21 protein-coding genes are annotated in these 24474 nt (G+C 60.9%); 18 read left to right on the top strand and 3 right to left on the bottom strand.

What is annotated here, in order from left to right; translation table 11 throughout:
* The first annotated feature begins 20 nt into the window (after positions 1 to 20).
* The 5 genes from NQ491_RS04805 to NQ491_RS04785 all read left to right on the top strand — a co-directional run bounded on the left by NQ491_RS04805 (position 21) and on the right by NQ491_RS04785 (position 6986).
* A complete protein-coding gene (locus tag NQ491_RS04805) occupies positions 21 to 1307 on the top strand; it encodes an O-acetylhomoserine aminocarboxypropyltransferase/cysteine synthase family protein (protein WP_019246458.1) in 1287 nt (428 codons plus the stop codon).
* Between the two features lie 9 nt (positions 1308 to 1316).
* Positions 1317 to 2336, top strand: coding sequence for a homoserine O-acetyltransferase family protein (locus NQ491_RS04800; RefSeq protein WP_019246457.1), 1020 nt, complete (start codon positions 1317 to 1319; stop codon positions 2334 to 2336).
* Positions 2337 to 2489: 153 nt separating this feature from the next.
* Positions 2490 to 4388 carry a beta-L-arabinofuranosidase domain-containing protein gene (locus NQ491_RS04795; RefSeq protein WP_019246456.1) on the top strand — a complete coding sequence of 633 codons (1899 nt, stop codon included), beginning with the start codon at positions 2490 to 2492 and terminating at the stop codon, positions 4386 to 4388.
* A gap of 297 nt (positions 4389 to 4685) precedes the next feature.
* The gene (gene purD / locus NQ491_RS04790; protein WP_034283292.1) at positions 4686 to 5975 is read left to right on the top strand and encodes a phosphoribosylamine--glycine ligase; all 1290 of its coding nucleotides are present in this window, start codon (positions 4686 to 4688) and stop codon (positions 5973 to 5975) included.
* A 9-nt stretch (positions 5976 to 5984) separates the two neighbouring features.
* A complete protein-coding gene (locus tag NQ491_RS04785; RefSeq protein ID WP_019246454.1) occupies positions 5985 to 6986 on the top strand; it encodes a hypothetical protein in 1002 nt (333 codons plus the stop codon).
* 241 nt (positions 6987 to 7227) lie between these two features.
* Here NQ491_RS04785 and NQ491_RS04780 read toward each other — a convergent pair whose 3' ends face one another.
* The gene (locus tag NQ491_RS04780) at positions 7228 to 8127 is read right to left on the bottom strand and encodes a YegS/Rv2252/BmrU family lipid kinase (RefSeq protein WP_019246453.1); all 900 of its coding nucleotides are present in this window, start codon (positions 8125 to 8127) and stop codon (positions 7228 to 7230) included.
* A gap of 44 nt (positions 8128 to 8171) precedes the next feature.
* A complete protein-coding gene (locus NQ491_RS04775; RefSeq protein WP_019246452.1) occupies positions 8172 to 9179 on the bottom strand; it encodes an FAD:protein FMN transferase in 1008 nt (335 codons plus the stop codon).
* Positions 9180 to 9533: 354 nt separating this feature from the next.
* On the opposite strand from NQ491_RS04775, the gene thiS reads away from it, so the two are divergent.
* The 8 genes from thiS (at position 9534) to NQ491_RS04735 (ending at position 16296) form a co-directional block, all read left to right on the top strand.
* Positions 9534 to 9731, top strand: a complete 198-nt coding sequence (thiS, locus tag NQ491_RS04770; RefSeq protein WP_019246450.1) for a sulfur carrier protein ThiS — start codon at positions 9534 to 9536, stop codon at positions 9729 to 9731.
* A gap of 2 nt (positions 9732 to 9733) precedes the next feature.
* The gene (gene thiE / locus NQ491_RS04765; RefSeq protein ID WP_019246449.1) at positions 9734 to 11017 is read left to right on the top strand and encodes a thiamine phosphate synthase; all 1284 of its coding nucleotides are present in this window, start codon (positions 9734 to 9736) and stop codon (positions 11015 to 11017) included.
* Positions 11018 to 11045: 28 nt separating this feature from the next.
* Complete coding sequence (locus tag NQ491_RS04760) at positions 11046 to 11834, top strand: thiazole synthase (RefSeq protein WP_019246448.1); 789 nt, start codon at positions 11046 to 11048, stop codon at positions 11832 to 11834.
* On the top strand, positions 11831 to 12964 hold the full coding sequence (gene thiH, locus NQ491_RS04755; RefSeq protein WP_019246447.1) for a 2-iminoacetate synthase ThiH: 1134 nt from the start codon (positions 11831 to 11833) through the stop codon (positions 12962 to 12964). The genes NQ491_RS04760 and thiH overlap by 4 nt, the downstream gene beginning before the upstream one ends.
* A 132-nt stretch (positions 12965 to 13096) precedes the next feature.
* Entirely contained in the window at positions 13097 to 13552 is a 456-nt protein-coding gene (gene dtd, locus NQ491_RS04750) for a D-aminoacyl-tRNA deacylase (protein ID WP_019246446.1), read from the top strand.
* 22 nt (positions 13553 to 13574) lie between these two features.
* Positions 13575 to 13886 (top strand): MazG nucleotide pyrophosphohydrolase domain-containing protein, encoded by a 312-nt coding sequence (locus tag NQ491_RS04745; protein ID WP_019246445.1) that lies wholly within the window; start codon positions 13575 to 13577, stop codon positions 13884 to 13886.
* 618 nt (positions 13887 to 14504) lie between these two features.
* The gene (locus NQ491_RS04740) at positions 14505 to 15704 is read left to right on the top strand and encodes an aspartate aminotransferase family protein (protein ID WP_019246443.1); all 1200 of its coding nucleotides are present in this window, start codon (positions 14505 to 14507) and stop codon (positions 15702 to 15704) included.
* Positions 15705 to 15780: 76 nt separating this feature from the next.
* Positions 15781 to 16296, top strand: a complete 516-nt coding sequence (locus NQ491_RS04735; protein WP_019246442.1) for a hypothetical protein — start codon at positions 15781 to 15783, stop codon at positions 16294 to 16296.
* Between the two features lie 480 nt (positions 16297 to 16776).
* Here the strand turns inward: NQ491_RS04735 and gcvT are convergent, their stop codons facing one another.
* On the bottom strand, positions 16777 to 17886 hold the full coding sequence (gene gcvT / locus NQ491_RS04730) for a glycine cleavage system aminomethyltransferase GcvT (protein ID WP_026089732.1): 1110 nt from the start codon (positions 17884 to 17886) through the stop codon (positions 16777 to 16779).
* Positions 17887 to 17960: 74 nt separating this feature from the next.
* On the opposite strand from gcvT, the gene NQ491_RS04725 reads away from it, so the two are divergent.
* The 5 genes from NQ491_RS04725 to NQ491_RS04705 all read left to right on the top strand — a co-directional run bounded on the left by NQ491_RS04725 (position 17961) and on the right by NQ491_RS04705 (position 24472).
* Positions 17961 to 18746, top strand: coding sequence for a M48 family metallopeptidase (locus NQ491_RS04725; protein WP_019246440.1), 786 nt, complete (start codon positions 17961 to 17963; stop codon positions 18744 to 18746).
* A gap of 100 nt (positions 18747 to 18846) precedes the next feature.
* Positions 18847 to 19047: a hypothetical protein gene (locus NQ491_RS04720; protein ID WP_259800787.1), complete on the top strand. Its 201-nt coding sequence runs from the start codon at positions 18847 to 18849 to the stop codon at positions 19045 to 19047.
* Positions 19048 to 19480: 433 nt separating this feature from the next.
* Positions 19481 to 20395: a DMT family transporter gene (locus NQ491_RS04715; RefSeq protein WP_019246438.1), complete on the top strand. Its 915-nt coding sequence runs from the start codon at positions 19481 to 19483 to the stop codon at positions 20393 to 20395.
* A gap of 159 nt (positions 20396 to 20554) precedes the next feature.
* The gene (gene ileS, locus NQ491_RS04710; protein WP_019246437.1) at positions 20555 to 23992 is read left to right on the top strand and encodes an isoleucine--tRNA ligase; all 3438 of its coding nucleotides are present in this window, start codon (positions 20555 to 20557) and stop codon (positions 23990 to 23992) included.
* Between the two features lie 93 nt (positions 23993 to 24085).
* Positions 24086 to 24472, top strand: a complete 387-nt coding sequence (locus NQ491_RS04705; protein WP_019246436.1) for a TraR/DksA family transcriptional regulator — start codon at positions 24086 to 24088, stop codon at positions 24470 to 24472.
* Positions 24473 to 24474 lie beyond the last annotated feature (2 nt).

The raw sequence follows: 24474 nt of genomic DNA, 5'->3' as shown, positions 1-24474 counted from the left end.
GAACGAATTTGGAAGAAGCCATGACCGGAGACGAGAGGGAATTCGAGACCTTGCAGGTCCATGCGGGCTATACGCCCGATGCGACGCACTCGCGCGTGACGCCGCTGTATCAGACCACCGCTTATACTTTCGACAGTGCGGAGCACGGAGCCGACCTGTTCGCACTGCGCGAGTCGGGCAATATCTATACCCGTTTGCAGAATCCGACGACCGATATGCTCGAGAAGCGCGTGGCCGCGCTCGAGGGCGGACCGGCCGCATTGGCCGTTTCGTCGGGGCATTCGGCTCAGCTCGTCGCGCTGACGAGCATATTGAGCCCGGGCGACAATTTCGTCAGCTCGCCCTATCTGTACGGGGGCACGCACAACCAGTTCAAGATCGTGCTGCGCAATTTCGGGCTCGAGTGCCGCTTCGCGCCGGACAACGATCCGCAGCATATGGAGTCGCTGATCGACCCGCGCACGCGGGCGATCTATGTCGAGACGATCGGCAATCCGAGCTTCGCCGTGCCCGATTTCGGCGCGCTTGCCGCGCTTGCACGGCGCTACGACCTTCCGCTGATCGTCGACAATACGTTCGGAGCCGGCGGCTACCTGTGCCGTCCGATCGAGTACGGCGCTGCCGTCGTCGTCGAGTCGGCGACCAAGTGGCTCGGCGGGCACGGCACGTCGATGGGCGGCGTGATCGTCGAGGGCGGAACCTACGATTGGAACAACGGCAAATATCCGATGCTGTCCGAGCCTTCGGAGAGCTATCACGGTCTGCGTTTTACGGAGGCCTTCGGACAGTTGGCTTTCATCGCCAAGTGCCGGGCCGAGGGAGTGCGCGATTTGGGGTGCTGCATCTCGCCGTTCAACTCCTTCATGATCATGCAGGGCATCGAGACGCTGTCGCTGCGCGTGCAGCGCGAGGCGGACAACGCGCTGGCGCTGGCACGCTACTTCAAGGCTCATCCGCTCGTCGAGCAGGTGTTCTATCCCGGGCTGGAGGACGATCCGCACCACGAGCTGGCCGCCCGCTATCTGCGTCATGGCTTCGGCTGCGTGCTGTCGGTCGTGCTCAAGGGCGACAAGCGGCAGACCGAGTCGCTGGTGGACCATTTGCGGCTCGTGTCGCATCTGGCCAACGTGGGCGACAACCGCACGCTGATTATCCAGCCGGCGGCGACGACCCATTCGCAGCTTTCCGAGGAGGAGCAGCGCGCGGCCGGCGTCCTGCCGACGCTGTTGCGTATCTCGGCCGGTATCGAGCATATCGACGACCTGATTCGCGATTTCGAGCAAGCCTTTTTTTACGTGAAAGCCTGACGGACGGAAATGCCGGTACGTTACTACAAATACGACAAGCCTTTCGTGCTCGAGAACGGGGAGCGGCTCCCCGAGCTGCAGATCGCCTATCATACCTACGGCAAGTTCAAGGGAAACAATGCGATTTGGGTCTGCCACGCGCTGACGGCTAATTCGGACGTGGCCGACTGGTGGCCGCGGACCGTCGAGCAGGGGCGCTTTCTCGATCCGCGTCGGTACTATGTCGTATGCGCGAACGTCATCGGGTCGCATTACGGCTCGACGGGGCCGCTGAGCTTGAATCCGGCGACCGGAAAGCCCTATTACGGGTCGTTCCCGTTCATCACCGTGCGCGATATGGTGAACGCGCATCTGCTGTTGGCCGACCATTTGGGGGTCGGGTCGGTCCGGGCCGTGATCGGCAGCTCGATCGGAGGGTTTCAGGCGCTCGAGATGGCGCTCGCGAGGCCCGGTTTCGCCGAGCGCCTCGCTCTGATCGCTACGGCCGCACGCAGTCAGCCGTGGACGATCGCCTTCAACGAGTCGCAGCGAATGGCCATCGAGGCCGACGGAACGTTCGGCGCCGAAGACGGCGAGGCCGGGAAGCGCGGCATGCGCGTCTCCCGCTCGGTCGGACTGCTGAGCTACCGGGGCTCGTCGGCCTACAACGCGACGCAGCAGGAAAACGACAACCTGTACAAGGTGGCCGGCTTCCGGGCCACCACCTATCAGCAGTATCAGGGCGACAAGCTTTGTCGCCGCTTCGACGCCTATTCCTACTACCGGCTGACGCAGGCTTTCGACTCGCACAACGTGGGCCGCTACCGGGGCGGCGTCGAGAGCGCGCTCTCGACGATCCGGTGTCCGGCGATGATCGTCGGCATCTCGTCCGACATGCTGTTTCCCGTGTCGGAGCAGGTGTTCCTGTATCGGCACATTCCGAACAGCCGGCTCCGGCTGATCGATTCTCCGTTCGGACACGACGGCTTTCTGGTCGAGTACGATAAGCTGAATGCGATCCTGAAGCCGTTCGTGAACGGCTCGATATAGCGCGGCGCGGCAAGTCCGGCGGCAACGGAATTTTCGGACAGGCGGCGGACCCGGCGGGGCGGAAACGGCCCGCTGCGGGACAGGATAGATAACCCGACAGTGTGCGGAAAACGACGATAGAATAATACGAATAACCCACTAAACCTAAAGCTTATGACACCGAAACCATTCTTCCGTTCTGCGGGACCGCTTGCGACTGCCCGGCGCATTCTTTTCGCCGGAGTGTCGCTGCTATGCGTGGTTCCCGCCTTTTCCCAGAAAGTGCACGATGCGATCCGTCCGCTCCCGGCCGGGGCCGTGCGTCTCGACGGATTTTTCGAGAACGACATCCGGAACTCGATCGACCATTGGAACAAGGGCGTCGTGCCCTATGCCGCCATGGTCGACTTTTTTCGCAACGGACGCAGCCAGTTCGCGCTGGGCGAGATGTGGGGCAAGGCGGTCCGTTCGGGCTGCATGTTCTACCGCTACACGGCCGATCCGGAGCTCAAGGAGATTCTCTCGCAGACCGTGAAGGACCTGCTGAGCACGGTGCGGCCGAACGGCAGCATCAGTTGCGTGCCTCCCGAGAAGCAGCCCGACGGGCCCGGCGGCGATCTGTGGGAACGGAAGTACGTGTTGCTCGGCTTGGACCGCTATTACGATCTGGTCGAGGCCGATCCGGCCGTGCTGCGGGCGATGACCGATCAGGCCGATTGCATCATCGAGCAAGTGGGCGAGCCGCCCAAAGTGCCGATCACGTCGCTGGGCTGGAGTCCGAACCATATCGAGTCGAGCACGCTGCTCGAACCGTTCATGCGTCTTTACAACCGCACGGGCGAAAAGCGCTACCTCGATTTCGCCCGCTATATCGTCTCGACCGGCGGCTCCGAAGGATACGATATTTTCCGTCAGGCATATGACAACGTGCCTCCCCATGAAATGGGCGGTCCCTATCCGAAGGCCTACGAGATGATGTCGATGTTCGAGGGGGCGGTGGAGTATTACCGCGTGACGGGCGACGAGTACGTCCGTCGTTCGTTCATGAATCTGTACGACAATATCCGCCGCAACGAAATCACGATCGTCGGCAACGGCGGAGGCGACCAGCCCTATCATCCGGCCGTGATGGGCGAGGGGTGGGACCATACGGCCGTCGAGCAGACCAATCCCGACATCACGCGCATGATGGAGACCTGCGTCGGCGTGACGTGGATGAAATTCTGCAGCCAGATTCTGCGCCTTACGGGCGACCCGTCGGCCGTCGACGAGATCGAGAAGTATATCTACAACGGGTTGCTTGGCGCGATGAAGCCGTCGGGCGACGGCTTCAGCTACGTCAACCTGTTCAATGGCGAGAAGGTCACCAATTACGGTTGGGGGACGACGTTCGGCTCGCTGCCGGTTACGTGCTGCAACCTGAACGGTCCGATGGGTCTGGCCTATATTCCGTTCGTGGCCGTCATGGAGTCGGATCGCGGCCCGGTCGTGAACTTGTACAATGCCGCGCGTGCCGAGCTCTCGACGCCGCAGGGCGACTCGCTGAGTCTTCGCATCGAGACCGACTTTCCTCTTTCCGATCGGGTGCTCGTGCGGGTCGATCCGCATGCCGCGTCCCTTTTCACGCTGTCGCTGCGCATTCCGTCGTGGAGCGAACGGACCGTCGTCAAAGTCAACGGCAAAAAGGTCCGGAGCGTCGAGCCGGGCGCTTACCTCTCCCTCGAACGGACTTGGGAGCCGGGCGACCGCGTCGAGCTCGCGTTCGACATGCGCTGCCGGCTGCTGGACGCTCCGCGCGGCAGCAACCGGGCCGGAGACTCGTTTCAGGCTTTGGTCTGGGGGCCGATCGTGCTGGCCCGCGACGAGAACATCGATCCGGACTACGATGAACCGGTGCGCGTCGTGGCCGGCAAGGACCGTGTCGTTCGCGTGAAGCGCGTCGCTCCGACGCTTGCCTCGACGCGGCTGGAGTTCGAGGTCCCGACGGACGACGGGCCGATCCGGATGACCGACTACGCCTCGGTGAACGGATGGGAGGGAGCTCATATCTGTACATGGCTGCCGGTGAAGTAGCCCCGGACCGGAGCGGCGGATAGGTTGCCGGAGCGGTCTCCTCGTTCGGCAACCATGCCGGAAAGCCCTTCGCGGGACGGGAGCCGCCGATGTCCATATTTTGTTTACTTTTTTCGATCGAATCCGCGAAAGTACGGATGAATCTGCTTATTTTTGCAACGCTGTTTTTTCGTATCTTTAACCTCGTGCGACTGGACGTCAGCGTTCGGGCGTCGGGGCAGGGGCCGCCGCGAAGGCGTTCGTGGCGTCGGCTCCGAGCGAGACAGCCTGTATGAATTTAAAGGATAAAGGATAACGATGAGACTACCCGAATCAGCCAATGTTCTCTTGCTGGGCTCCGGAGGGCGCGAGCACGCCTTCGCATGGAAGATCGCACAGAGCAAGCGCCTGGCGCGCCTGTTCATCGCTCCGGGCAATGCCGGAACGGCCCTTTGCGGCACGAATGTCGATATCAATCCGACCAATTTCGGCTCGGTCAAGCAGTTCGTGCTGTCGAACAACATCAACATGGTCGTCGTGGGGCCCGAGGAGCCGCTGGTGCGCGGGATATACGACTTTTTCCGGGAGGACAGCCAGATCAGCAACATCCCGGTGATCGGGCCGTCCGCGCTCGGCGCGCGTTTGGAGGGTAGCAAGGAGTTCGCCAAGGATTTCATGACGCGGCACGGAATTCCGACGGCCCGTTATCGCAGTTTCACCAAAAAGAACGTCGAGGAGGCGTACGCGTTTCTGGAGACCCTGCAGGCTCCCTATGTGCTGAAGGCCGACGGTCTGGCCGCCGGCAAGGGCGTGCTGATCGTGCCTTCGCTCGAAGAGGCGAAGAGGGAGCTCGGAGAGATGCTGTCGGGCCGTTTCGGCCATGCCGGCGATACGGTCGTGATCGAGGAATACCTTTCGGGTATCGAGTGTTCCGTTTTCGTCGCGACGGACGGCAAGAGCTATCGTGTATTGCCCGTAGCCAAGGACTATAAGCGCGTAGGCGAGGGAGATACCGGACCCAATACGGGCGGCATGGGCGCCGTGTCGCCGGTCCCGTTCGCCGACGAGGCGTTCATGGGCGAGGTGGTCCGGACGATCGTCGAGCCGACCGTCGAGGGACTGCGCAAGGACGGGATCGACTACAAGGGATTCATCTTCATCGGTCTGATGAACGTGGGCGGCAAGCCTTACGTGATCGAGTACAATGTCCGCATGGGCGATCCCGAAACCGAGGTCGTGTTTCCGCGTATCGAGTCGGACCTGATCGATTTGTTCGAGGCGATCGCTTTCGGCCGGCTCGACCGGCATGAGCTGGTCGTTTCGCCCCGCACGGCCGTGACGGTCGTCTGCGTATCGGGCGGCTATCCGGGAGAGTATGCCAAGGGAATGGAAATATCCGGACTGGGAAAGCCTTCCGACAGCATCGTTTTCCACGCCGGCACGTCGGCCAAGGGGGCTAAGGTGCTGACTGCCGGAGGACGCGTGTTGGCCGTCACCTCTTTCGGGGACGGTATCGAACAGGCCGCCGCCGCATCGTATCGGACGATCGAGACCATCGACTATCAGGGGAAATACTGCCGCACCGATATAGGCCGGGACCTTTTATAGCGTGCGGCCATGGGCTACGACGTGACCCGGCAGGGATTGGGGTGGACCCTGTTCTTCTTCGCTTTGCTGCTGTTGCTGTTCTGGAAGCATTCTCTCGCGGAGCCCGTGCCTTTCGATCCGCTTTCGGCCGGCGACATGCCTCTCGGCGCTGTGCTGGCCGGCGTAGCCCGGCGTCTGCCGGTCTTTTCGGGAATTCTGTCGGCCCTACTGGCGTTCGCAGGAGGAGTCGTGCTCACGCGCATCGTCTCGCGGAACATGATCCTGCTCGAGCGGACTTACATGCCGATTCTGTTGTATCCTGCCGTCGGATGCAGCGCCTATTTCGGTCCCGAGTCGCTGCCTGCGCTCGCTGCCTCTTTTTTGACGATCGTTTCGTTCGATACGATGCTCGTGTCGTTCCGTCGGACGGCCCGTTTCGGCAGTCTGTTCAACGCGACGATTCTGGCAGGGGCGGCGCTGTTGGTCTGGTCTCATACGATTGTGTACGTGCTGTTGCTGCCTTTTGCGCTGGCCGTATTCAAGCGAAGCGGCCGCGAGTGGATCGTGGCCTGGGTCGGGATGCTGTTGCCCCTGGCGATTTGCTCGTATATCGAGTGGGGAACGGGACGGTCGTTTCTCGGGCCCGTTTCGAGACTGTGGGAAGGCGTGAGGGGGGCTTTCGCCGGTCCGGGGTTCGATCTTCCGACGATCCGTCCGGCCCTTTGGGTGTTCTGGAGCATGTGCCTGACGGTGACCGTGCTGTCGCTCGTGGCGCTTTGGCGGCGCAGCGGCACGATGCGGACGCGCGCCTACAAATCCTCCGTCTATTTTCTGTGGATTCTGTTCTTCTCCCTCTTGCCGTTGGCCGCGCCCGGACGCGCGATGACGGACCTCGTGCTGCCGGCCGCTCCGCTCGCCGTCGTGATGCCCGCCTATTTCAGCCGCCGCAGCGGCTGGATTCCCGATGCGGTCTATCTGCTGTTGTTCGGCAGCGTCATTTGTTACGGCCTACTCTCTTGGGCGGGATATTGAGGCCATTGTTCGTCCCTCGCCAATGGCCGGACGATTCTTTGGACTTGCCGTGCGGCCGTTGAATACGAAAAAAGTCAGCGACGCTTCCTCGTAGGTGCCTCTTTTCTTTCGGTAGGGAGCGGATGTTGCCGCTGCACTGCGCGCGGTGTGTCGGCGTTGGGAGAATCCGTGGCTTGGCCTGTCGGCCGGGCGCCCGTCGATCTTCGAGGCAGTAAAGTGTGCGAGGTCTGTACCGGAGCCTCTATTTCTTCGGCTTCTTTTGAGGGCAGATCACGCGCAGGGCTCCCGGTTCGCACGCGATGCGCACCGGAAACCGGGGACCCGGCTGCCCGTCGATGTCGGTCGTTTCCTCGTTGTAGGAGTGCAGCAGGATGTCGCGGCTCTTGAAGTGGACGATTCCGGCCGGATAATCCTTCGTGTTGCGCTTGATGAAATGAAAGATCGTCCGGACCGTCTCGATCGGCCGGTCGCCCTTGATGACGATCACGTCGAGCAGCCCGTCGTCGATTTCGGACAGATAGGCGAAACGCATCTGGCCTGCCGTGCGGCCGTTGAACACGAAGAAAATCAGCGACGGTCCCTCGTAGTTGCCTCCGTCGGACTCGATCGAAATGTGCATCTTCCGGAAGTTGGGCAGTTCGCCGAGCCCTCCGAAATAGTAGGCCAGCTTGCCGAAGGTGTTCTTGAGTATCGTCGGCGTCTTTTGCGAGACGTCGGTAAAAAGCCCGCAACTGAATACGTTGACGAAATACTCGTCGTTGGCCCGGCCCAGATCGACGCGTCTGATCTCTCCGCCGAGAATTCTCCGGCAGGCCTTCTCGATGTCCGACGGGACGCCCAGCGTGTTCGCGAAGTCGTTGGCCGTCCCGGTCGGCAGCACGGCTACGGGCAGATCGAGGTTCCGCCGTTTGAGCAGGTTGACCACGTAGTTGACCGTGCCGTCCCCGCCGGCGACGAGGATATGGTGGTAGCTGCCGTCGATGTCGTCCAGCAGGTCGGTCTCCTCGGTTTCGGTGAACGCCAAACGGTAGGGCATGATCGAGTACCCTCCTCGCTGGTAGATGTCGATGATGTTGTCGAGCCAGTCGGTGATTACCGTCTCGCCCGCTTTCGGATTGTACGCGAAACGGACTTTTTGCATCTGTTTTTGCTTTTTGCGTGCGGGAATGCGAATTTCCTGCCGGATTACCGGGCGATCGTTCGGCCGAGTTCCGGGGTGACGTATGTTTGGAAACGTCCCTGCTCGTCCGAGTAGATCAGATAGGCCTGTATCTCGGGATGGGCGGCGAGAAATTCCTTGCCGCGCTCGAGTCCCATGACCATCAGAGCCGTGCCGTAGGCGTCGGCCTCCGCCGAAGTTTCCGCGACGACCGTGGCCGAAAGCAGGTCGCTGGTTACGGGCTGCCCCGTTCTCGGATCGACCGTATGGACGATCTTTCGGCCGCTCGAGTCGGTGCGGAACTTGCGGTAGTTGCCCGATGTGGCGAGTCCTTTCCCGCTCAGCGAGATTTTGACCTGCAGGTCGGCTCCCGGCGTGAAGTTGCCTTCTTTCGGCCGGTCGATCCCGACGACCCATGGCTTGCCCTTGGCGTTGAGGCCCCGGCAGAAAATCTCTCCTCCGACCTCGATCATGTATTCCTCGATTCCCAGTTTTTCGAAATAGGCTGCGATATAGTCCGACGTAGCCCCCTGCGCGATCGAGTTCAGGTCGATCTGCATGCGGGGATCGGCTTTCCGCAGGCGGCCGTTCTCGACGGCGATCTTGTCGTATCCGACCAGCTTGAGCAGCGAATCGACGTCGGGGTTTTGTACCGGTACGTCGCCCGTGAAGCCATAGGCTGCGGTGAGCGGCTTGACGGTGATGTCGTAGGCTCCGTCCGACTGTTCGCTGATACGCCGGGCGGTCCGGATACATTCGGCGATGAAGCCGTCTGCCGAATCCGTTTCGTTGCGGTTCAGCCGGCTGAGCAGCGATTGCGGGTTGTAGAGCGACATCGAGTTGTCCACCTCGGTCAGCAGGCTGTCGATCTCTTTTTCCATGTGTAGGGGCCCGTCGCTTTTTACCAATATATGATAGGTCGTTCCCTGCGTGAAGCCGTCGAAGCGGCTGACGGTCGGGCCGTCTCCTGTTTTCCGTCCGCACGATACGGCGAGCAGGGCGGTCATGATGTATAGTGTCGTTCTGATATTCATTGCGGTTTCGGGATATGAGGATTCTTCGTTCGCGTCGGTGCGCGCGTTGCTCTTGCGGAGCGCTACGAATTTTTACAAATTTATGGTTTTTATGCGATATGCAAATTATTTTTCGTTACTTTGCTGCAGACAAATTTGTAAGGAAGGAAGACGGGGGTGCCGTGCGGCGCCGCGCCGCGACCCGGAGGGACACGCCGTTCGAGGCGGATGTCCGGCCGAGCGGCGGCGGGCGGGAAGAAGCGGCTGAGATCAAACCCCAAGACCTGATACGGTTAATACCGTCGGAGGGAGTTTTTCCGGTACGTTCCGCGCGTCATGGCCGCCGCTTCCCTTTCTCATAGACGATCTTTTCAGATGGAAGTGTTTTTGAACGGGACGAAGATCCCGACCGAGGCGGCTACCCTTTCCCAATTGATCGAGCAGCAGCGGATTCCCGTGGCCGGCATTGCCGTGGCCTTGGGCAGCCGCGTCGTCCGCCGCGAACAGTGGGAAACTACGCCGCTCGAGGAGGGCTGCGAGATTACGGTGATCCGCGCCACGCAAGGAGGATAGGCATGACGACGACGGATCGATTGACGGACGCGCCGCTGCTCGTTACGCTGCCGCGCGTGCTGAAAAGCGAGGCGGAAACGCTCGCGGCGCTGTGCCGCGCGGGCGCGGGACCGATTCATATCCGCAAACCCGAGTCCTCGGCCGCCGAAGTGGAAGGGCTGCTGCGCGATTTGTGCGCGGCGGGAGCGGACATGGATTGTTTCACGCTGCATTACGACGAGCCTCTGGCCCGGCGCTACGGGTTGGGCGGAGTGCATTTGCGCGGCGAGCGGATCGCGGCGGGAGCCGGCAAAGGTCTCCGGCGCAGTTGCTCGACGCACGGCTGGGACGAGGTCGAGCGCTACGGCCCGGTAGCCGATTACGTTTTCCTCAGCCCGTTGTTCGACTCCATATCCAAGGCAGGATATCGCAGCGCCGTTTCGCTGGAAGAGGCCCGCTCGCGGTTGCCGCTGAGCGAGGGGCGCGTCGTCGCGCTGGGCGGAGTCTGCGCGGAAAATATCGCATGGGCCCGCTTGGCCGGTTTCGACGGAGCCGCGTCGCTCGGCGCCGTCTGGGTCACGGAGGGCGACCGGCTCGATGCGCAGGCTACCGTGCTCCGGTTTCTGAAGCTGCGCCGCAAGTGGCGGGCTGCCGGGGGATGTCTTCAGCTCATATCGGACGGGAACATGTCTGTTGCCGAAGCGTTTCTGCGCGGCGGCGGGCGCTGGGTGCAGCTTCGCATGAAGGATACGCCTGCCGGGCAGATCGTCGGCCGGGGCCGCGAATTGCTCGCGTTGTGCCGGGCATGGGGCGCTCTGCTGATCGTCAACGACGCGCCGGAACTCTCTGCCGAGATCGGGGCCGACGGCGTGCATCTCGGACAGGGCGATATGGCGCCCGCCGAGGCTCGCCGTATCGTCGGCGAAGGAGCGATTGTCGGTTCGACGGCCAATACGTTCGAGCAGATCGCCGGGCGCTGCGACGGGCAGACCGACTATATCGGCCTCGGTCCGTTCCGCTATACGACGACCAAAAAAAATCTGGCTCCCGTGTTGGGGGCCGAGGGATACCGGTCGATTCTGGAACGGATGCGGCGGGAAGGGATCGCGCTGCCGGTCGTTGCGATCGGGGGCATTTTGCCCGAGGACGTGCCCGGGCTGATGCCTTCGGGAGTGATGGGCATAGCCGTGAGCGGAGCCCTCTCGCGGGCCGCCGATGCCGAACGGCAGACCGTCCGTTTCGTCGAGTCGCTGCGGGCCGGTGTCCGCGGTCGGAAAATCGGTCCGGAGAAAAAGAGCGGACAATAATGAATCGAGTTTTAATTTAGAAGAATAGATGGAAAAATTGCAAATTGCCGACAAGAGCTTCTCGTCGAGGCTGTTCGTCGGAACCGGCAAATTCTCGTCGAGCGCTCTGATGAGCGAGGCCGTCCGGGCCAGCGGGAGCGAGCTGGTGACCGTCGCGCTGAAGCGCGTCGAGCTGGAGAATCCTCAGGACGATATCTTGAGTCATTTGGATACCGGGCGCGTGGGTCTGCTGCCCAATACCTCGGGCGTGCGCAATGCCCGCGAGGCGGTTTTTGCCGCTCAGCTGGCCCGCGAGGCGCTCGGAACGAACTGGATGAAGCTGGAGATACATCCCGATCCGCGCTATCTGTTTCCCGATCCGGTCGAGACGCTGAAGGCCGCCGAGGAGCTCGTCAAGGACGGCTTCGTCGTGATGCCCTACGTTCATGCCGACCCGGTGCTGTGCCGGCGGCTGGAGGACGTCGGCGTCGCGTGCGTGATGCCGCTCGGCGCGCCGATCGGGTCGAACCGCGGGCTGCGGACCCGCGACCTGCTGAGGATCATCATCGAGCAAAGCACGGTTCCCGTCGTCGTGGATGCCGGCATCGGAGCCCCGTCGCACGCTGCCGAAGCGATGGAGATGGGAGCCGACGCGGTGCTCGTCAACACGGCGATCGCCGTGGCGGCCGATCCCGTCGCCATGGCCGGAGCGTTCCGCATGGCCGTCGAGGCCGGACGCACGGCTTTCGAGGCGCAGCTCGCGCCGGAACGTGCGGGCGCGTCGGCCACGAGCCCGCTGAACCCGTTTTTGGACAGTATCAAAGAGTTGGAGCAATGACGTACTACGATCTGATTCTCAAATACGACTGGGAAACGACGCGGCGCAAGATCTACGCCTCGACCGATGCCGACGTGGAGCGGGCGCTCGCTCACGATCGGCCTTCGATGGATGATTTCGCCGCGCTCGTTTCGCCGGCGGCCGACAAATATCTCGACGCGATGGCGGCCGAGAGCTACCGCATTACCCGCCGCCGGTTCGGCAACGTGATGCAGCTCTATATTCCGCTCTATCTGGCCAATATATGTCAGAACCACTGCGTCTACTGCGGTTTCAACTGCACGAACAAGATTCATCGGGCCATCCTGACACCCGACGAGATTCATGAGGAGTGCCGCGCGATCAAGAAAGACCCGTTCCAACATATTCTGCTCGTGACGGGCGAGGCTCCCCGCTCGTCGAGCGTACGGTACATGGCCGACTCGATGGAGATCGTCAAGCAGTACTTCCAGCAGATTTCGCTCGAGGTGCAGCCGCTCGAGACCGACGAGTACCGCCTGCTGATGGATCACGGGCTGCACTCGGTCTACGTCTATCAGGAAACGTACAACCGCGAGCGCTATCCGGTCTATCACCTGCGCGGCCGCAAGGCCGACTACCGCTACCGGCTCGAGACGCCCGACCGCTTGTGCGAGGCCGGCGTCTACAAGGTCGGCGTGGGCAACCTGATCGGGCTGGAGGACTGGCGCACCGAGGCGTTCTTCACGGCGCTGCACGTCCGCTATTTGGAGAACCGGTACTGGCGCACGAAGTATTCGATCGCCTTCCCGCGCCTGCGGCCTTATTACGGCGAGGACGGGTTCAATCCCGAGCATCCGACCACCGAGCGCAACCTGCTGCAGCTGATCTGCGCCTACCGCTTGCTGAGCGAGGACGTCGAGCTCTCCATATCGACCCGCGAGAGCGCCGCTTGCCGCGACACGGTGATGCCGTTCGGCGTGACGGTCATGAGCGCCGGATCGAAGACGACTCCGGGGGGATACGCGCATCCGATCGACGAGCTGGAGCAGTGGGCCGTCAACGACTCCCGGACGCCCGCCGAGGTGTTCGACGCCGTCCGGGCCAAAGGGTTCGAGCCCGTGTGGAAGGATTGGTCGCTTTTCATGCAGGAAGCGAATATTCCCGCGTAAATTTTGCTATATTTGTCACAGTCGAGCCAAGCTGCGGACAGTATTCCGGCGGGGATGGACCTTATCTCACCCATCGATTCCCCGAAGCGGGCTGTCCGCAGTTTTTCGGGGCGGCGGACCAAGGGAAGGAACATGCGAATACTGATTCAGCGCGTACGGCGCGCATCGGTCGGGATCGGGGGAAGCGTCCGATCCTCGATCGGACGGGGATTGTTGGTTTTGGTCGGAATCGGACCGGACGACGGCGAGGACGATGTCCGCTATCTGTGCGAGAAGCTCGTGAAGCTCCGCATTTTCGACGATGAGGCCGGCGTGATGAACCGCTCGGTCGTGGACGCGGGGGGCGATGTGTTGGTTGTCAGTCAGTTCACGCTGTATGCCTCGACGCGCAAGGGCAACCGTCCCTCTTATGTCCGAGCGGCCGGGCCCGAGGCGGCCGTGCCGCTTTACGAGCGTTTCGTCGCCGTGACGGGGAAGCTGCTCGGACGGCCCGTGCAGACGGGCGTGTTCGGAGCCGATATGCAGGTCGAACTGGTGAACGACGGGCCGGTAACGATCTGGATCGATTCGAAACGGAAAGAATATTGACAACGTACAAAGGCGGTAGGATATGACGATCAAGGAGGCGCAGGAACTGGTAGACGCATGGGGCGACAAGCATGCGATCCGTCACAACGAACTGGCGAACATGGCCTTGCTGACCGAGGAGATCGGTAAGCTGGCGCGCGTGATGGTCCGCCGCTACGGCGAGCACGCGGCCGATCCCCGTTTCCGGGGCGAGGTGACCGACGAGATCGGGGATATTCTGTGGGCTCTGATCGGCGTGGCCAACCAGACGGGCGTCGATCTGACCGCCGCGCTGATCCGCGCGCTGGAGCGCAAGAGCGAGGAGTCGGAGGCTCCCTCGGGCCGGAAGGCGTGATTTCGGGCGAACGTTGCGAGGTGGTTGCGGCTTTTCTGCCGATTCTGGTGCGGATCGGAAGGATTGTCGCTTGCTCGGGCGAATGAAAATGAATCGGACAGTTGCATACTTTGAGGTGCCAAGGTTCGTACGCGGATTTCCATATCTGTTGGCTGCGGCCTTGCGGTCGCGGATTGCGTATCCGATTGGGTCTCTATCATGAAGTTTCTTTTATAGATTAAAGGGTTTTCATACGAGGAAACCGGAAACGTCGGGAGCTCGGGAACTCGCGGAGGTGTCGGGGACGTCGGCGAAGCTTTCGAGGTCTGTTGTTTCTTTCGAAGCAAAGACCCGAGAGCGGGGAAGGGCGGAAAACATTGGACGGCAAGGATTTTTCTCGTGCGGCTCCGAAGCGGCGGGACGGCACTCGCTGCCGGTCGGGAGCGGCCCGTTCGTTGCCATGCGGTTGGCGGTTTCGGAACGCTTCGCCGGGTCGGTCGCGCATGGAGGAAAGGTGCCGGATTCCGATAGCGCGGCCGAGCGACGGTATGCTTCGTGCCGGACGGGGAATATGCTGCGGGGCGGACGACGGTTCGCTCCGATTCGCTATCTTTGCAGTCGAAGAAAACGAACCGTGCTATGACGACCAATCTCAGACAACTCTTTCTGGAACATGTGGGCCAGACTTCCGACAACCCGATGATGCTCGAAGTGGAGCGCGCCGAGGGCGTGTACCTGTACGGCCCGGACGGACGGCGGTGGATCGATCTGATCTCCGGCGTGTCGGTCAGCGCCGTCGGGCACGGCAACCGCCGGGTGATCGACGCGATCTGCGCTCAGGCGCGCGATTACCTTCATCTGATGGTCTACGGCGAGGCGGTCGAGTCGCCGCAGGTGCGCTATGCCGAGCGGATCGCTTCGCTGCTGCCCGATCCGCTCGACACGGTCTACTTCGTCAATTCGGGCAGCGAGGCCGTCGAAGGGGCGCTCAAACTGGCCAAGCGCTATACCGGCCGTACCGAGCTGGTCTACTACCGGAATGCCTATCACGGCAGTACGGCCGGTTCGCTGAGCGTCATGGGAGGAGAAGAGTACCGCAATTCCTATCGTCCGCTGCTGCCCGACACGCGTTGCATTCGCTTCAACGAGCCCGGCGACCTGAAATACATTACCTCGCGGACGGCCTGCGTAATCATCGAGCCCGTTCAGGGCGAGGGGGGGATCGTCCTTTCGGAAAAGGGCTATCTGGAAGCGTTGCGCCGCCGTTGCGACGAGACCGGCGCGCTGCTCGTTTTCGACGAGATACAGACCGGGCTGGGCCGGACCGGCACGCTCTATTTTTTTCAGCAGTACGGCGTCGTGCCCGATATACTATGTACGGCCAAGGCGTTCGGAGGAGGCATGCCGCTCGGAGCCTTCATCGCTCCGAACCGGATCATGTCGTCGCTGAAGACCAATCCGGTGCTCGGGCACATCACGACTTTCGGCGGTCATCCGGTCTGCTGCGCCGCCGGCTTGGCGGCCCTCGAGTTCATCCTGTCGGAGGGGCTCATGGAGCAGGCCGACGCGAAGGGGGCGCAGTACGAGCGTCGTTTGGTCGGGCATCCGGCCGTGCGTGAGATTCGGCGCACAGGTCTGCTGATGGGCGTCGAGTTCGGCGATCCGGCCCTGACGCAGCGCATCGTGCTGCGCGCGGTCGAGCGCGGTCTGATGACCGAGTGGTTTCTGTTCCGCGATACGGCCATGCGGATCGCTCCGCCGCTGACGATCACCCCTGCCGAGATCGACGAGTCGTGCGACATCCTGCTCGACGTGCTGCGCGAGGTGACGGGTTCTTGACGGTGCCGACTCGATACGTACGCTACGGTATAACGGCCTCTCCGAAAGAGTCGAGAAATGAAGTTTTCATAAACTCATGTATGGCGAACGAGTCCGTACGGATAGTTCGGATTCCGTTCCGTGGCGGGGCGATACGGTCGTGTCGGGATTTTCCGATGAACGGTTTGCGCTCGGAACGTTCGTACCGGCAGCGATTTTCGTATATTTGATTTTCCGAAAATTGAAAATTCGTCGTTATATGGGCCGATATGTGAATAAAAAGCTCAAGATATCTTGGAATGAGGAGCTGGCCGAGCATTATGGGATCGTATTGAGTAAAGCCGGTTATCAAGTGGAAAAGTACGGAGACGATGGGTCGGACGAGGGTTCGTTGGACTTCGGTTGCGAAATTACCCCGGTGGAAGGTAAGACCATAAAACAGGATATCGTTTTGTATGGTGTGGTTTTGGATTCGAAGGGAAGAATAATATGCAGGAGCGATTCTTGCCGTTTGTATGCGGAGAATTTCTATGTTGAAAAGCTTTGGTCCACGGGTATGTGCGTTAATCTGAAGAAACTGAGCGAAATAAAAGTCTACATCGAAGCTCTTTAGGATCGCATGGCTTCAGTGTATGGCGATATGAAATGATGAATCGGTAGGATTCGCATGGTGTCCGTGGCTTGCAATGGGTTTTGCCGCCAATTGAAAATAGAAGAGATTTTCCTGACGATATATCGTATGGTCCGTTACCGTCTTACGGATTGAAGAACGATTTCACCTCTTCGGAATCTGGCTGTCGACAGGCTTCGACATGAATTTCGGTAGAGACGATGCGCCGTTTTTGTCGGAGTTTGCCGGGTGCCGAGCAGGCGATCGGGGGTGAGTCCGTATTCCGGAGCCCGCTGTCGTTCGTTTGCCTTGTCGTATTTGCTGTCGGATGCGTGTGGCCGGTCCCGTGCATCGCCGGCTCGTGCTACCGGAAATAGCTGCCATTATTGAGAAAAAGAGAAACCGAACGCTGCGGCGAGGAACACTCTTCGCCGCAGCGTTCGGTCTTACCGGTTCGCCCGAACGGAAGTCGGGCCTCTCATATTACCTGTTGGGGATAAAGGGCAGCTTGACGATCCGGGCGGCTACCGGCTTTTCGCGGATGACGACCGCTATCGGCGTGCCCGGCTCGGCATAGGCCGTTTCGACGTAACCCATGCCGATGCCTTTTTTGAGCGTGGGCGACATCGTGCCCGACGTGACGGAGCCGATCGCGCGTCCCTCGGCGTCGGAGAGCCGGTAGCCATGGCGCGGCACGCCGCGCTCGGTCAGCTCGAAACCGACCAGCCGGCGGCTCACGCCCTCGCGCTTCTGCCGTTCGAGCAGCGGGCGGTCGATGAAGTCGCGGTCGCCGCCGGTCTTGGTGATCCAGCCCAAACCGGCCTCGACGGGCGACGTCGTATCGTCGATGTCGTTGCCGTAAAGGCAGTAGCCCATTTCGAGCCGCAGCGTGTCGCGCGCGCCGAGCCCGATATTCTGCAGCCCGTCTCTCTCGCCGGCTTGCCACAGCGCTTCCCACAGGCGCGGAGCGTCCTCGTTCGCTACGTAGATTTCGCATCCGCCCGCTCCGGTGTAGCCCGTTACCGATACGATAGCGTCGGCGATGCCGGCGACCTCGGTCTTGACGAACGTATAATAGGCGAGTTTTCCGAGGTCGGCGGCAGGGCACAGGCGCTGGACGATCCGCATCGCCAGCGGTCCCTGAACGGCCAGCTGGGCGATCTCGTCCGATGCGTTGTAGAGTTCGCGTCCGGGCCGGAGACCGAAACGTTCGCCGGCGGCGACCAGATGGTTCCAGTCTTTCTCGACGTTGGCCGCGTTGACGACGAGCAGGTAGGTCTCGGCGTCGATCCGGTAGACCAGAATGTCGTCGACGATGCCGCCCCGGCCGTTCGGCAGGCAGGAATACTGTATCTTGCCGTCGTACAGCGAGGCCGCGTCGTTGCTGCCGACGTAGCGCAGCAGGTCGAGCGCCCGAGGCCCCTTGACCCAGATCTCGCCCATGTGGCTCACGTCGAACACGCCGGCACGGGCGCGCACGGCCGTGTGCTCGTCGTTGATCCCGGTGAATTCGATCGGCATGTCGTAGCTGGCGAACTCGGCCATCCGCGCGCCGTTTCGGATATGATACGGAGTAAAGGGAGTCGTTTTCATAGAGAAAAGGTTTTGATTTTTCGCGAAATTACGTGTTTTTATTCTAATTTTATACCCGATTCGATGAAAAACCGATGTTGTTGAAAATTTTGCTCATAGCGCTGATCGTCTACGTGATCGTCGTCACGCGGGCTCGCGTACGGCTGCCTCATCCGGGGCTTCAGGCGACCGTCGACGTGCTGCAGGCCGCCACGCTGCGCGACGAGCACGTCGTGGCGACGGCCCGCCGGTTCGTCGAGTACGCCGACGCGCAGCAGCCGGCTCTTCCCGCGGGCGATCCGTATGCCGAACGGCTCGAGCGGCTGACTTCGCGCTATGCGGCCGTGAACGGCGTGCCGCTGAATTTCCGCGTCTACCGGACGCCGCAGGTCAATGCGTTCGCGACGGCCGACGGCAGCATACGCATCTACTCGGGTCTGATGGACCGCATGAGCGACGACGAGCTGATGGCGATCGTCGGCCATGAAATGGGACACATCCGCAACAGCGACTCGCTCGGCGCGATGCGCAAAGCCTGTCTGACCTCGGCGATCCGCAACACGCTGGGGGCCGCCGGAGGCGTGATCGGCGCGCTCAGTTCGTCGCAATGGGGCGCGCTGGCCGAGCGGCTGACCTCGGCCGGTTTTTCCCGGAAGCAGGAGTATGCGGCCGACGACTTCGCCTTCGGTTTTTTGCTGCGTAACGGCTACGACCCGTATGCAATGGCTACGGCTCTCGACAAGCTGGCGCGGCTCGCCTCTGCGGAACAAGGCGCCGGCAAGGAGCTTCTGCAGCTTTTCTCGACTCATCCCGACAGCGCGGAGCGTGCCCGGCGAATGCGCGAAAAGGCCGATGCCGCGCGCTCCGGTACGGCAGGCTGAGGCGCTTGCGGCGCCGATCCATCGGATTCGCCGGAGCTTTCTGGCGAAGAGGGCCGCGCACGGGGCACGCTTCAGGAACGGAGGCTTTCAGGAACGTGTTATGAAGAACTTTATTATTACTGTCGTTTTTATTGTAACGACATCCATTTCATTTGCCCAAAGTGAACCCGAAACAGCAGGACCTTTGACAGATATGGAAATTGTTCGTAAAGTAGCGTTCCTTGATATTGAAAGAAAAAGTTATGAGAATGTTGTGATATCCTTTAAATCGGTAACTCCCGATTATCTTATATCTGATTAAATATAGAGTGAAAGTTAAGGTCCTTGATGAAAACGGTAAATCGATCTATAAAAAAAACATTTAGGAATGTCTTTTTGTATGTATTCTCAGATGGGCAAGTGCAGGTAGGGCAACCGACGGGTAAAAAAAAGAGTTTTAACCAAATAATCATTACTAAATCAGCATCGTCAGATGATTATGTTGGCATGATCAGAGAAAAGGAAGGTATTTACTAATTGATTTTTTACTATATTACAACCTCATGGTTACATGGTAAGCATTCCCTCCCTGCCCCGGGTGGGAGAGGGCTTGCCTCGTGCCGAAAACAGTCCGTCGTTGCCCGGACGAATCTTCCGACGCGCTGTCGGATGCGGCCGGCCTCTTGACGGGACCTGCGCCGGCTGGCCCGTTTCTTGCACGCGCTCCGATGCAACCGTTTTATTCCGTGAGCAGTATGAGCAACGTCGTCAAAGCCCATCTGGGCCTGATCCTGTCGTATGTGATCTGGGCCTTCAACTACCCGCTGTACAAAATCGTCATGCCGCATTACATATCGCCCTATGCGATGACGATGCTGGCCGTAGGCGTCGCGGCGTTGCTGGCTTTCGGGTCGATGCTTTTCGTGCCGATCGAGCCGGTCCGCAGGCAGGATATCCTGAAACTGGTCGCGGCGGCCGCGCTGATGGGGATCGCCAAAAAACTGTTCCTGATGGTCGGCATCCAGCATACCAGCCCGATCGACGCGTCGATCATCGCTACGCTGGGGCCGATTCTGGTGCTCGTCATTTCGGTGATGTTTCTCGTCGACCGCTTTACGCCGATGAAGGTGCTGGGCATGGCGCTCGGTCTTGCGGGCGCGCTCGTAGTGATTCTCAGCGGAAGCGGGATGCAGGCGCCGTCGGACAAGCTGGGGGGCGATGCGGTCGTACTGCTGGCTATCGTCGCCTCCTCGTTCTCGATGGTGTGGCTCAAGGAACTGATCATGCGCTATAAGCCGGTCACGCTGCTGCGCTGGATCTATCCGGTGGCGGCCGTGATGATGCTTCCCATCGGGCTTGGCCCGTTGCTGCGTACCGATTTCTCGGCCATGCCGGCTCATGTCGCGTGGATCGTAGCCTATGTTGCCGTCGTACCTACGTTCGGGCCGAATTACCTCCTGATTTACAGCCTGCACTACGTGAAGCCCACGATCAGCAGCATCTATTTCTATCTGGAGCCCGTCATCGCGACGGCGATTTCCGTGGCGATGCATATGGACACGCTGTCGTGGGACCGCGCGCTGGCCTCTCTGGCGGTATTCGCCGGCGTTCTGCTCGTCGTGCTTTCCTATAAGAATCGTCCCTCGACGCCGCGCCATGCCGGGGAGTAGCCCGGTGCTTCGGGCTGTGGCTTTCCTGCGGGTCGGCGAGCGGCCGTCCGTCCGGGCGTCGGGATGCGTCGCCGGCGCGATCGGTCGGAGTCCGAATTGATAATCTGCCGAAAAATATCTAATTTTGCATTTTCATGAGCAAACGAGGATATTTCAGTTATGGGCAGTTCTAAATTCAAGGAATACAAAGGGCTCGACCTCCCGGCCGTCAACAGCGAGGTGCTGGAGCGGTGGGACGCCGTCGACGCGTTCGGCAAAAGCATCTCGACCCGCGAAGGGCATCCGACGTTCGTGTTTTACGAGGGACCTCCCTCGGCCAACGGCATGCCGGGTATCCACCATGTGATGGCCCGCACGATCAAGGACGTCGTCTGCCGCTACAAGACCCAGCGGGGCTTTTTGGTCCATCGCAAGGCCGGATGGGATACGCACGGACTGCCCGTCGAGCTGGGCGTCGAGAAGAAGCTCGGCATCACGAAGGAGGATATCGGGACGAAAATATCGATCGAGGAGTACAACCGCATCTGCCGCAAGGAAGTGATGACCTATACCGACGCATGGGAGCGGCTGACGCGCCGGATGGGCTACTGGATCGACATGAAGGACCCGTACATCACCTATGACAACAAGTATATCGAGACGCTGTGGCATCTGCTTGCCGAACTGTACAAGAAGGGGCTTCTTTACAAAGGCTATACGATTCAGCCGTACTCGCCGGCGGCCGGTACGGGCCTCAGCAATCACGAGCTGAACCAGCCCGGCTGTTACCGCGACGTGAAGGACACGACCTGCACGGCCCTGTTCCGCATCGTGCGCGACCAGCAGAGCGAACGGTTGTTCGACGGGGCCGACGGCGACGTGTACTTCATGGCATGGACGACGACGCCGTGGACGCTGCCTTCGAACACGGCGCTGGCCGTGGGGCCCGCTATCCGCTACGTGCGCGTGCGGTCGTTCAATCCCTATACGGGCACTCCGCTTACCGTCTTTTTGGCCAAAGACCTGTGCCCGGCCTATTTCCCGAAGAAGAACGAAGACCTTCCGATGGACGGCTACGAGGCCGGCGGCAAAAACGTACCGTTCCGTGTCGAGGGCGAGTACGTGGGCAAGGACCTGGCAGGCATCCGCTACGAGCCGTTGCTCCCTTGGATCGCGCCCGACGGCGATGCGTTCCGCGTCATCACCGGCGACTACGTGACGACCGAGGACGGTACCGGCATCGTGCATATCGCGCCGACGTTCGGCGCCGACGACGACCGGGTGGCCAAGCAGAGCGGCATCCCGCCGCTGGTGGTCGTCGATCGCGCGGGCAAGCGTCAGCCGATGGTCGACCGCACGGGCAAGTTCTTCCGTCTGGAGGACCTCGATCCCGAGTTCGTCCGCACGCACGTCGATGCGGCGGCCTACGGCGAGTTCGCGGGGCGGTTCGTCAAGAATGCCTACGACCCGGCGCTGAGCGAGGCCGATCCGACGCTCGACGTCGATCTCTGCATGAAGCTCAAGTTCGAGGGCAAGGCGTTCCGCATCGAGAAGCATACGCACAACTATCCCCATTGCTGGCGTACCGACAAGCCTGTGCTGTACTATCCGCTCGACTCGTGGTTCATCCGCACGACGGCCGTCAAGGACCGCCTGATCGCGCTGAACCGTACGATCGACTGGAAGCCCGAAAGTACCGGCTCGGGCCGCTTCGGCAAGTGGCTCGAAAACCTCGTCGACTGGAACCTTTCGCGCTCGCGCTACTGGGGAACTCCGCTGCCGATCTGGGCTACGGAGGATCACGGCGAGCTGAAGTGCATCGGGTCGGTCGCCGAGCTGAAAGCCGAGATCGACCGTTCGGTCGAGGCCGGCTTCATGTCCGAGAATCCGCTGAAGGATTTCGCCGAGGGCGATTTCAGCAAGGAAAATTACGCTAAATTCGACCTGCACCGTCCGTATGTCGATCAGATCGTGCTCGTGTCGAGTCGGGGCGAGCGCATGATGCGCGAGCCGGACCTGATCGACGTGTGGTTCGACTCGGGAGCCATGCCCTACGCGCAGGCGCATTATCCGTTCGAAATCGACGGAGAGGAGTTCCGTCGGGTTTACCCGGCCGATTTCGTGGCCGAGGGCGTCGATCAGACGCGGGGCTGGTTCTTCACGCTGCATGCGCTGGCCACGATGCTGTTCGACAGCGTCGCTTTCCGGCATATCATCTCGAACGGACTGGTGCTCGACAAGAACGGCAACAAGATGAGCAAGCGGTTGGGCAATGCCGTCGACCCGTTCGAAGTGATCGAGAAGTACGGCTCGGATGCCGTGCGCTGGTACATGATCTCGAATTCCCAGCCGTGGGACAATCTTAAGTTCGACGTCGAGGGCGTGGACGAAGTGCGCCGCAAGTTCTTCGGCACGCTTTACAATACGTACAGCTTTTTCGCGCTTTATGCCAACATCGACTCCTTCACCGGGGCGGAGCCCGAAGTGCCTGTGGCGGAGCGTCCCGAGATCGACCGTTGGATCATCTCGCTGCTTCATACGCTCGTGCGCACGGTGACCGATTCGCTCGAGTCCTACGATCCGACTCCCGCCGCCCGCGCGATTCAGGAGTTCGTCTGCGAGAACCTGTCGAACTGGTACGTGCGGCTGAACCGCAAACGGTTCTGGGGCGGCGGACTGACGCGCGACAAGCTGGCGGCCTATCAGACGCTGTACGCCTGCCTCGAGACCGTAGCGCAATTGGCCGCTCCGTTCGCGCCGTTCATTACGGATCGGATATTTACGGACCTGAATGCCGTCAGCGGCCGTCACGGCGACGCGTCGGTCCACCTGAGCGACTTCCCGTCGAGCGACCCGTCGCTGGTCGATGCCGATCTGGAAGAGAAGATGTCGCTGGCTCAGAAGGTTTCGTCGATGGTGCTCGCCCTGAGGCGCAAAGTGGGTATCAAAGTGCGTCAGCCGCTGTCGAGAATCGTCGTTCCGGTGCTCGACCCGGCGCTCAAGGAGCATATCGCGGCGGTCGAGAGCCTGATCCTGAGCGAGGTGAACGTCAAGCGGCTCGAGTTCATCGAGGATACGACGGGCGTTATCACCAAGCGCATCAAGCCGAACTTCAAGACGCTGGGGCCCCGCTACGGGAAGCAGATGAAGCGGATCTCGGCTTTGGTCGCCGCTTTCTCGCAGGCCGACATCGCGCAACTGGAGCGTACGGACCGTTGGACGGCCGATGTCGACGGCGTGCGGGTCGAGGCTACCGCAGCCGATTTCGACATCACGTCGGAGGATATGCCGGGATGGCTGGTGGCTACGGAGGGCAAACTGACCGTCGCTATGGATATCACTGTGACAGAGGAACTGCGGCGCGAAGGTGTGGCACGGGAATTGGTGAACCGCATCCAGAACATTCGCAAGGAGAGCGGCTTCGACGTGACGGACAAGATCCGCGTGACGATCGGGCGCCACGAGGCGCTTGCCGGGGCGGTCGAATCGTTCGGCGACTACATTGCCGCGCAGACGTTGGCCGTTTCGGTCGCTATGGCCGATGCGTCGGCGATGCCCGGGGCGCAGGAGATCGAGATCGACGATCTGAAAGTCGGTTTGTCGGTCGAAAAGGCATAGCCTGTCCGGCATTATTCGCGGAGCCGTGCGAAATAGTTTGTTTATTCATAAAATAGCGCTATTTTTATCACCGAACAACTAAAATGCAAGGCCATGTCTGAGAATGAAAAAACGCGGTATTCTGACGAGGAGCTCCAAGAGTTCAAGCAGATCATACTGGAGAAGCTGGCGAAGGCAAAGGCTGACTACGATTTGCTACGTTCCACGATTACGCACACTTCCAGCAATGACATAGAGGATACCTCTCCTACGTTCAAGGTATTGGAGGAAGGGGCCGCTACGTTGTCCAAGGAGGAATCGGGAAGGCTGGCGCAAAGGCAATTGAAATTTATCCAGCATCTGGAGGCGGCGCTCGTCCGCGTCGAGAACAAGACATACGGGATTTGTCGCGAAACGGGCAAGCTGATTCCCAAGGAGCGTCTGCGGATCGTGCCGCACGCCACGCTCTGCATCGAGGCGAAAGGCGAGTCGCACAAGTAGCG

Origin of the sequence: Alistipes ihumii AP11 (assembly GCF_025144665.1) — a bacterium.
Classification (GTDB): Bacteria; Bacteroidota; Bacteroidia; order Bacteroidales; family Rikenellaceae; genus Alistipes_A; species Alistipes_A ihumii.
Note: the sequence above shows the minus strand (reverse complement) of the source record. Positions and strands in the feature narration are given on the sequence as shown.